Origin of the sequence: Pseudomonas sp. K5002, from assembly GCF_013386655.1 — a bacterium.
Lineage (GTDB): Bacteria > Pseudomonadota > Gammaproteobacteria > Pseudomonadales > Pseudomonadaceae > Aquipseudomonas.
Map to the genome: position 1 here is coordinate 1 of NZ_JACARK010000352.1, position 2374 is coordinate 2374.

The window sequence follows — 2374 nt, forward strand, 5'->3', positions numbered from 1 at the left end:
CGACAAATGAACTGACCCGCGCCACCTCCCCGAACATCGTCGGCCACAGCCACGGGATGAGGCTGCCCAGGGCCAGCGCGATCAACAGGGTTGGCCAGCGCGGTACCCAGAGTTTCAGCAGCACCCCCACCAGCAAGGTGCCGAGCCCGAGCACCAGTGAAGGACGATTCCACTCCCCGGCATGGTTGATCAGCGCCAGCAGACTGTTGATCGCCGTGGCCTGGCTGGGCAGGTCCAGCCCCAGCAGGTTGGGCAGTTGGCCCAGGGCGATCACCACCGCAGCGCCGAGGGTGAAGCCGAGCACCACTGAATGCGAGACGAAATTCACTAGGGCGCCGAAGCGCAGCATGCCCAACAGCCATTGGAAGACGCCGGCCAGGAACGTCAGCAGCAGGATGAGTGTGATGTAGTCCTGGGAGCCGGGCACGGCCAGCGGGCTGACGCTGGCGTAGAGCACGATAGAGATGGCTGCCGTGGGGCCGCAGATCAGGTGCCAGGAAGAGCCCCACAAGCAGGCGATCAATACCGGGATGATCGCGGCGTACAGGCCATACTCCGGTGGGAGACCGGCGATCAGCGCGTAGGCAATGGACTGGGGTAATGCCAGGACTGCACCGCTAAGGCCGACGACCGCGTCCCTTCCGACGCTGGCGCGGGTTTGGCGCGGGAGCCAGCTGAGGAAGGGGAAGAGTTTGTGGCGGTTGGGCCAGGGCATTGAAAACTCGGTTGAAGAGGTTTGAATCAGAGTATCAGGCTCATGATGATCGTTCCCACGCTCTGTGTGGGAATGCCGTCCTGGACGCTCTGCGTCCGCTCTTGAGTCGTGACGCGCAGCGTCACCGGATGCGTTCCCACGCAGAGCGTGGGAACGATCAGTGCATCAGAGTTTGGCTTTTACAGCGGCCAGTGCATCCTGGCCGTCCACGGTTTTAACCCCGTCCAGCCACTTGTCCAGCACCGCCGGGTTCGCCTTGATCCACGCCTTCGCCGCGTCCGCATTACTGAGCTTCTTGTTCACCACCTCAGCCATGATGGCGTTCTCCATCTCCTGGGTGAAACTCAGGTTGGTCAGCAATTTCCCCACATTCGGGCACGCCTGTGCATAGCCCTTGCGGGTCAACGTATACACGCTGCCGGTGTCACCAAAGTACTTCTCCCCACCCTTGAGGTAATGCATCTTCAACTGCACGTTCATCGGGTGCGGCGTCCAGCCGAGGAAGGTCACGAACTTCTGCTTCTTCACCGCCCGGGACACTTCGGCCAGCATCGCCTGTTCACTGGACTCGATCAGCTTCCACTGGCCCAGGTCAAAGTCGTTCTTCTTGATGATTTCCTGCAACGAGAGATTCGCCGGCGCACCCGAACCGATGCCGTAGATCTTCTTGTCGAACTTGTCGGCAAACTTGTTCAGGTCGGCAAAGTCATGCACCCCGGCGTCCCAGACATAGTCCGGCACGGCCAGGGTGAATTCGGTACCGTCGAGGTTCTTCGCCAGTTGCACCACATCGCCATTGGCCACGAACTTGTCGTAGAAGCCTTGCTGCGCCGGCATCCAGTTACCCAGGAACACATCCACCTGGCCGTCCTTGAGCCCGCCAAAGGTGATCGGCACCGCAAGGGTGTCGACCTTGGCCTTGTAGCCCATGCCGTTCAACAGGAAACCGGTAATGGCATTGGTGGCGGCGATATCGCTCCAGCCCGGATCGGCCATCTTCACGGTGTCGCAGCTGGTGTCCGCGTAGACGCCGGCACTGCTCAATGCCAGCAGCGCAACGCTCAACACGGTGGATAACTTTTGCATGGCCTTCCCCTCAGTTTTATTGGTTTTGGCAGGGTTGTGGAAAACGTGCCTTGCGCTCCAGATCGTCGAGGTCGATGTGGTTGCGCATGTATTGCTGACTGGCGTCTACCAGTGGCTGGTGGTCCCAGCTCTTCAGCTTGCCCTGGGTCAGCGCCTCGAACACCAGGCGGCGACGGCGTTGGCTGGCGAGCACCTGCTGGTGGATCGCCGGGATGTCCCATTTGGCCCGCGCTTCATGCAAAAACGCCTCGAACAGTGGCCGGTGTTCCGGTGACTGGCTGAGGTCCTCCCGCTCGTGCGGGTCGTTGTGCACATCGAACAGCAGGCACGGATCGTCCTCGCTGTAGATGAACTTGTAGGCACCACGGCGGATCATCATCAGCGGGCTGATGGTGCCCTCGGCCATGTACTCGCCGAACACTTCGTCGTGCCCGCCCTGCCCTTGCAGGTGAGAGACCAGCGAGCGACCGTCCAGCGCCAGCCTCGGGTCCAGCTCGCCGCCGGCCAGTTCCACCAGGGTAGGCAGCAGGTCGGCGGTGGACACGGCGGCGGTCACCCGGCCGGCGGCAAACT

2 protein-coding genes and 1 pseudogene are annotated in these 2374 nt (G+C 61.8%); all 3 read right to left on the reverse strand.

All coding sequences use genetic code 11. The features are described 5' to 3' along the window. The coding region (locus tag HX846_RS17160; protein WP_178965766.1) for a SulP family inorganic anion transporter at positions 1–715 on the reverse strand (715 nt) is incomplete at its 3' end. Positions 716–880: 165 nt separating this feature from the next. After that, the gene (gene choX / locus HX846_RS17165; protein WP_177022425.1) at positions 881–1801 is read right to left on the reverse strand and encodes a choline ABC transporter substrate-binding protein; all 921 of its coding nucleotides are present in this window, start codon (positions 1799–1801) and stop codon (positions 881–883) included. A 16-nt stretch (positions 1802–1817) separates the two neighbouring features. Next, positions 1818–2374 (reverse strand): annotated as a pseudogene (locus HX846_RS17170) (choline-sulfatase); the annotation flags it as partial.